Here is a 6,529-nt window from a genome sequence, read left to right as displayed (position 1 = left end):
GGTGCAGGCCGCCACCGCGGTCGCCAAGCTGCGGTGCCGCAGCCAGCGCCACACTGTCGCGTCGGCGGCCCGGACCGTGGACGGGCGGGTCTTCACGGGCGTGAACGTCCGGCACGCCAGCGCAGCGGTCTGCGCCGAGCTGGTCGTGATCGCCACGGCCGCGACGCAGGGCGTCACCGCGTTGGAGACGATCGTCACGGTCGCCGACCGCGGTCGCGAGGTCGTCGCGCCCTGTGCCCGGTGCCGGCAGGTGCTGGCCGACCACTTCCCGGACCTGCGGGTGATCGTCGGCCCGATGGACGTCCCGCTGGTGGTCCCGCTCGGGGAGCTGCCCGCGGAGACCGGCAGCGACTCGGCCGGCTGACCGGGCGCGCGTCAGTCTCCGGCGGCGGCCTCCAGCATCGACTGCGGCACCGGCACGCTCTCGAAGCGCAGGTTGCCCTCCGGGAGCAGCCAGGTGGTCACCCGCGCGAGCAGGCGACCGGCACGCACGGCCGGGTCGTTGGCGAAGAGCGCGCGGGCCTCGTCCGGGGCGATGGACAGCACCACGAAGCCCCGCAACCGCTCGTCGTCGGGGTGGAGGAACGGCCCGGCCGCGAGCACCAGCCCCTGCTGCACGAGGCCCGCCTGATGCGCCAGGTGGGCGTCCTGCAGGCGGTCGATGGCGTCCTGCGGCAGCTCCGGCGGATCCGACGGTCGGCTCAGCAGGACGACCGTGTGCTGGTCGAATCGCATGTTCCCACCCTATGAGGCGAATGTCCCTCTTCTGGGTGTCATCGAGCATCTGTCCGTCCTGTGGTCGTCCGCGAATCTCATTCTCATATCGGCCGGTGGCATCGAGCACCGGGACCGTCACGGGCGGTGGGACGGCAGCCCGCAGGGGTATCGCGGACCGGTGCCGCAGGTGGTGCATCTGCACGGCGCGCACAGCGCCCAGGAGAGCGACGGGCACGCCGAGGCGTGGTACCTGCCGGCGGCCCGCGACCTGCCGCCGGACTTCGCCGTGTCCGGCAGCGCGTACCGCGAGTTCCGGTCCCGGTTCGCCGAACGGTCCGGGCTGCGCTGGACGCCGGGCTCGGCCACCTTCGAGTACGCGAACGACCAGCGCCCGTGCACCCTCTGGTACCACGACCACACGCTCGGGCTCACCCGCGAGAACGTCTACGCCGGGCCCGCCGGGTTCTACCTGCTCGGCGGGGACGAGCTGCCGGAGGAAGTGCTGCCCGGCCCGGCGCCGACCCGCGCCGACCCGCCGACCGCCTCGTACCACGACATCCCGCTGATGATCCAGGACCGCAGCTTCACCGCCGACGGCGACCTGCAATACCCGAAGCGGTACTCCGGCAACGGCGACGGGCCGCCAGTGTCCGTGCCCGGGTTCTCCGGCTCCACCATCGTGGTCAACGGCCGCACCTGGCCCACGCTGACAGTGCGGCGCCGGCGCTACCGGTTCCGGCTGCTCAACGGCTGCAACAGCCGTTTCCTGCTGCTCAGCGTGGCCGCGAACGCCACCGCCCGGCCGGCCCGGCCGGTGCTGCCGGTCTGGCAGATCGGCAGCGACGGCGGCTTCCTGCCGGAGCCGGTGGCGCACGAACGCGTGTCACTCGGCCCCGCCCAGCGGGTCGACGCGATCGTCGACTTCACCGACGTCCCGGCCGGCACCGAGCTGTACCTCGTGAACGAAGGGCCGGACGGGATGTACGCCGGCGGTCGCCCCGGGGTGGACTTCCCGCCGGCCGACCCGCAGACCACCGGGCAGGTGCTGCGGTTCGTGGTCACCGACGCCGCCGGCGCGGACCCCAGCGTCCCACCGGAACAACTACGGCTGCCGGCGCACCCTCGGCTCGGAGCGGCCCAGCGGGTACGCCGGCTGTCGCTCAACGAGCGCGGGTCCGGCGGGTCGACGGTGATGCTGCTCGGCGTCCTCGACGAGCGCGGCCGGGGTCTGCCGTTGCGCTGGAGCGATCCGGTGACCGAACAGCCCACCCTCGGCGACACCGAGGTCTGGGAGGTGCGCAACTTCACCCGGCACGTGCACCCGGTCCACCTGCACCAGGTCCAGTTCGAGCTGCTCGGCCGGGGACACTCGGGCAGGGTGCAGCCGGGCCCGGCGGACCGGGGGTTGATGGACACGGTGCTCGCGTACCCGTGGGAGGTGACCCGGATCAAGGCGCACTTCGACCTGCCGGGTCGGTACGCCTGGCACTGCCACCTGCTGGAGCACGAGGACAACGAGATGATGCGACCGCTGAACGTGTTGCCGCGCGGTGGCGCGGCGGCCGGTGACGGTGGCGCGGCGGGCGGGGCCGGGGGAGCCCCGACGGCATCGACAGACGCCGGTTAGGCCTCTTTCTGCAGCTCGGCTAAGGTTAGGCGAACCTAAGCGTGAACGTGCAGGAGACTCGTGACCACCCTCGCCACCCGGCCGACCCCGGCCCGCAACCGGTCCGGCACCCGTACCGGCCGCCGGGTGGCCGTCACCGTCGGGGCCGCGCTGGTGCTGCTGCTCACCGCGCTGGCCAGCTTCGCGCTCGGCAGCCGACAACTCGGCGTCGACCAGGTCTGGCACGCGCTCGTCGCACCCGACGGCGGCGACGCCAGCACCATCGTCCGTGAGCTGCGGATGCCACGGACCGCGCTCGGCCTCGCCGTCGGCCTCGCGCTCGCCGTGGCGGGGGTGCTGTTCCAGGCGCTCACCCGCAACCCCCTCGCCGAGCCGCGCATCCTGGGCATCAGCGCTGGCGCGTCGTTCGGGGTGGTCCTGGCGATCTCCGTCTTCGGCGTCGGCACGCTCGCCGGGTACGTCTGGTTCGGCATCGCCGGAGCCCTGATCGCCGGGCTGTTGGTCTTCGCCATCGCCACCCGCGCCCGCGAGGGCGCCAGCCCGGTCACCCTCGCGCTGGTCGGCGCGGCGCTCGACGCCAGCCTGGCCTCCGGGGTGTACGCCCTGCTCAGCATCGACGCCCGCACCTTCGAGGAGTACCGCTTCTGGGTGGTCGGCGGTCTGTCCGGCCGGGACCTGTCGGTCACCGCGCAGGTGCTGCCGTTCGTCCTCGTCGGGTTGGTCCTGGCCGCCCTGGTGGCCCGCGGTCTGGACGCGCTGGCCCTCGGCGACGACGTGGCCCGTGGACTCGGCCACCGGATCGGCCTGGTCCGCCTCGGCGGTGGCCTCGCCGCCGTGCTGCTGACCGGTGCGGCGGTGGCCGCTGCCGGCCCGGTCGCGTTCGTCGGGCTGGCCGTGCCGCACCTGGCGCGCGCCCTGGTCGGCGCGGACCACCGCTGGACCCTGGCCGTCTCCGCCCTGCTCGGGCCGGCGCTGCTGCTCGCCGCCGACATCGTCGGTCGGCTCGTCGCCCCACCCGGCGAAATCCCGGCCGGTATCGTCACCGCGCTGATCGGTGCGCCACTGCTGGCCGTGCTGGTCCGTCGCGCCCGGGTGGTGACCGCGTGACCACCACCCAGCGCACCTCCGGCCCCTCCGACGCGTCTGACGCCGCCGGCTCGTCCGCCGCCTCCGCCGCCGGCTCGTCCGCCGCCGCCTCGCCCGGTGCCGCCGGCCTGTCGAGCACCGCCGTGCCGTCCGGTGAGTCGATCCGGCTGGCCGGGCGGTCGCTGCTGCGGATCGGCCCGGTCAGCCTGCTGATCCGCCGTCGCGCGGTCCTGGTGGCCGCCGTGCTGACCGTGCTGCTCCTGCTGGCCGTGGTGCTCAGTCTCTCGCTGGGCACCCCGTACGTCGCCCCGGCCGACGTGCTGCGTGCCCTCTCCGGGGCCGGCACCCCGTACGACCTCGTGGTCTTCGACCTTCGGCTGCCGCGCGTCGTGCTGGCCGCCGTGGCCGGCGCCGCCTTCGGCGTGGCTGGCACGCTGATCCAGAGCGTGGCCCGCAACCCGCTCGCCAGCCCGGACGTCATCGGCATCACCCAGGGTGCCGGTCTCGCCGCCACCGTGGCCCTGACCAGCGGAATGGCCGCCGTGCTGGTGGCGCCCACCGCGCTGGTGGGTGGGCTGCTCGCGGCGGCGCTGCTGTTCGCCCTTGGCGCCCGGCACGGGCTGGCGGCACAGCGGTTCGTGCTCGCCGGCGTGGCGGTCGCGTTCGGCTTCCGGGCGCTCACCGAGGTGGTCATGCTCACCGCCGACCCGATCGACGGGCTGCGCGCGCAGATCTGGCTGATCGGCACCCTGGCCGGCAAGGGCTGGAGCGAGGCCGCCTGGATCGCCGGCACCCTGCTGGTGCTGCTGCCGGTGCTGGCCTGGGCCGGCTGGGCGCTGAACAGCACCGCCCTCGACGACGACACCGCCCGGGGCGTCGGGCTGCGCCCGGTGGCCCGCCGGATCGGTCTCGCCGGCACCGGTGTGCTCGTCGCCGCGATGGTCACCGCCCAGGTCGGGGCCGTGGACTTCGTGGCGCTGGTCGCCCCGCAGGTGGCCCGCCGGCTGGTACGCGCCGAACGGCCGCCGCTGGTCTGCGCGGCCCTGCTCGGCGCGCTCCTGCTGGTGCTGGCCGACCTGGCCGGCCGGCGGCTGTTCGCACCCACCCAACTGCCCGCCGGGGTGCTGACCGCCGCGATCGGTGGCCCGTACCTGATCTTCCTGCTGCTGCGTGGTCGGCGGCGGTCGTCGTGACGCCTCGAGGAGTCGTGTGATGCTCTCTACCCGCGACCTGGTCGCCGGCTACGACGACCGGACCGTGCTCGACGGGCTCGACCTGGACCTGCCGACCGACGCGTTCACCGTCATCGTCGGCCCCAACGCGTGCGGCAAGTCCACCCTGCTGCGCACGATGGCCCGGCTGCTCAACCCCCGCCGGGGCACGGTGCTGCTGGACGGCACCGCGATCCGCGACCTGCCGACCCGGGAGGTCGCCCGCCGCCTCGGCGTCCTGCCGCAGAGCCCGCTGGTGCCCGAGGGCGTCACCGTGGCGGACCTGGTCGGGCGGGGCAGGCAGCCCTACCAGCGGTGGTGGCGGCAGTGGTCGTCGGAGGACGGCGCGGCGGTGGACCAGGCGATGGCCCTCGCCGACGTGACCGACCTGGCCGACCGACCGGTGGACAGCCTCTCCGGCGGTCAGCGGCAACGGGTCTGGATCGCCATGACCCTCGCCCAGGACACCGACGCCCTGCTGCTGGACGAGCCGACCACCTTCCTCGACCTGGCCCACCAGGTGGAGGTGCTGGACCTGCTGCACCGGCTGCGCGCCGAGCGGGGCCGCACCGTGGTCGCCGTGCTGCACGACCTGAACCAGGCCGCCCGCTACGCCGACCACCTGGTCGCGATGCGCGCCGGCGCCGTGGTGGCCGCCGGACCGCCCCGGGAGATCCTCACCGCCGACCTGGTCCGCGACGTCTTCGGGCTGGCCTGTGTGGTCGTGCCCTGCCCGGTGACCGGCGCACCCCTGGTGGTGCCCGCGTACACCGGTGGCACCTCCGCCAGCCCGGTCACCCCCGCCGACGCAGCGATTCCGCTCGCCGGCTCGTACCCCTCGAAAGGACTCTGATGCGTCGTCTCGTCGCCGCTCTCGCCGCGGCCGCCGCCCTCGGCGTCGGACTCACCGCCTGCGGTGAGAGCGACCCGGTCGCCGGCACCACCACCGGGGAGACCCGGGAGATCACCCACGCCATGGGCACCACCAAGGTCCCGGCGGAGCCCAAGCGGGTGGTCGTGCTCGACACCGACAAGATCGACACGGCGCTCTCACTGGGCATCACGCCCGTCGGTGCCGCCACCGCCGGTGAGGCCAAGAGCTGGCCGACCTACTTCGGCGCGGACAAGCTCGCCGGCATCAAGGAGGTCGGGGTGCTCACCGAGCCCGACCTGGAGGCGATCAACGCGCTGAAGCCGGACCTCATCCTGGGCAGCAAGTTCCGCCAGGAGAAGTTCTACGACGAACTGGCCGCCATCGCGCCAACCGTGTTCACCGACAAGGTGGGCATCACCTGGAAGGAGAACCTCCTCCTCGACGGCAAGGCGCTCGGCCGCGAGCAGCAGGCCAAGGACCTGCTCGGCGCGTACGAGAAGCGGGCCAAGGACTTCGGTGCCACCCTCGGCGACCCCGCCGCGCGCAAGGTGTCGATCGTGCGGTTCCTGCCCGGCAACATCCGGGTGTACGGCCCGGACTCGTTCTCCGGCATCGTCATCGGCGACACCGGCCTCGGCCGCCCCGAGCGGCAGATGCTCGCCAACAAGGAGGACAAGCGCTTCGACCGGGTCAGCCCCGAGCGGATCAGCGAGGTCGACGGTGACGTCATCTTCGTGACCGCGTACGGCGACAAGGCCGCCGCCGAGCAGAGCAAGGTGGCTGGCGGAACCCTCTGGAAGGGCCTGGGCGCCGTCAAGGCCGGCAAGGCGTACCCCGTCTCCGACGAGGTCTGGATGACCGGCATCGGCGTCGGCGCCGCCAACAAGATCCTCGACGACCTGGCCAAGTACCTCCCCGCCGCCTGACCCCGCCGGCACCGTCGCGAACGAACCCCAAGATCCGCGCAACGTCAGAGTTCTTGCTGCTTCCCGATCGTGGGAGGCAGCAGCATCC

General features: G+C 73.7%; 7 protein-coding genes. 6 read left to right on the top strand and 1 reads right to left on the bottom strand.

The window, feature by feature from the left end:
• Window position 1 precedes the first annotated feature (1 nt).
• Window positions 2-364, top strand: coding sequence for a cytidine deaminase (locus KBX53_RS18010; RefSeq protein ID WP_309140798.1), 363 nt, complete (start codon window positions 2-4; stop codon window positions 362-364).
• 11 nt (window positions 365-375) lie between these two features.
• On the opposite strand, the gene KBX53_RS18005 is transcribed toward KBX53_RS18010, so the two are convergent.
• Window positions 376-735 (bottom strand): YciI family protein, encoded by a 360-nt coding sequence (locus KBX53_RS18005; protein WP_030335093.1) that lies wholly within the window; start codon window positions 733-735, stop codon window positions 376-378.
• A 160-nt stretch (window positions 736-895) separates the two neighbouring features.
• On the opposite strand from KBX53_RS18005, the gene KBX53_RS37155 reads away from it, so the two are divergent.
• Genes KBX53_RS37155 through KBX53_RS17980 form a run of 5 tightly spaced genes read left to right on the top strand, consistent with a single transcriptional unit; the run spans window position 896 to window position 6,441 of the window.
• Window positions 896-2,344, top strand: coding sequence for a multicopper oxidase domain-containing protein (locus KBX53_RS37155; RefSeq protein WP_309140797.1), 1,449 nt, complete (start codon window positions 896-898; stop codon window positions 2,342-2,344).
• Between the two features lie 60 nt (window positions 2,345-2,404).
• Window positions 2,405-3,451 (top strand): iron ABC transporter permease, encoded by a 1,047-nt coding sequence (locus tag KBX53_RS17995; protein WP_210860495.1) that lies wholly within the window; start codon window positions 2,405-2,407, stop codon window positions 3,449-3,451.
• Window positions 3,448-4,623, top strand: a complete 1,176-nt coding sequence (locus tag KBX53_RS17990; protein ID WP_309140796.1) for an iron ABC transporter permease — start codon at window positions 3,448-3,450, stop codon at window positions 4,621-4,623. Before KBX53_RS17995 ends, KBX53_RS17990 begins: the two co-directional genes overlap by 4 nt.
• 19 nt (window positions 4,624-4,642) lie before the next feature.
• A complete protein-coding gene (locus KBX53_RS17985; protein ID WP_030335087.1) occupies window positions 4,643-5,494 on the top strand; it encodes an ABC transporter ATP-binding protein in 852 nt (283 codons plus the stop codon).
• A complete protein-coding gene (locus KBX53_RS17980) occupies window positions 5,494-6,441 on the top strand; it encodes an ABC transporter substrate-binding protein (protein WP_210860493.1) in 948 nt (315 codons plus the stop codon). The genes KBX53_RS17985 and KBX53_RS17980 overlap by 1 nt, the downstream gene beginning before the upstream one ends.
• Window positions 6,442-6,529: the final 88 nt, after the last annotated feature.

The sequence above is a fragment of the Micromonospora sp. M51 genome, assembly GCF_018070305.1.
Taxonomy (GTDB): domain Bacteria; phylum Actinomycetota; class Actinomycetes; order Mycobacteriales; family Micromonosporaceae; genus Micromonospora; species Micromonospora parva.
This window is presented reverse-complemented; position numbering and strand designations above follow the sequence as displayed.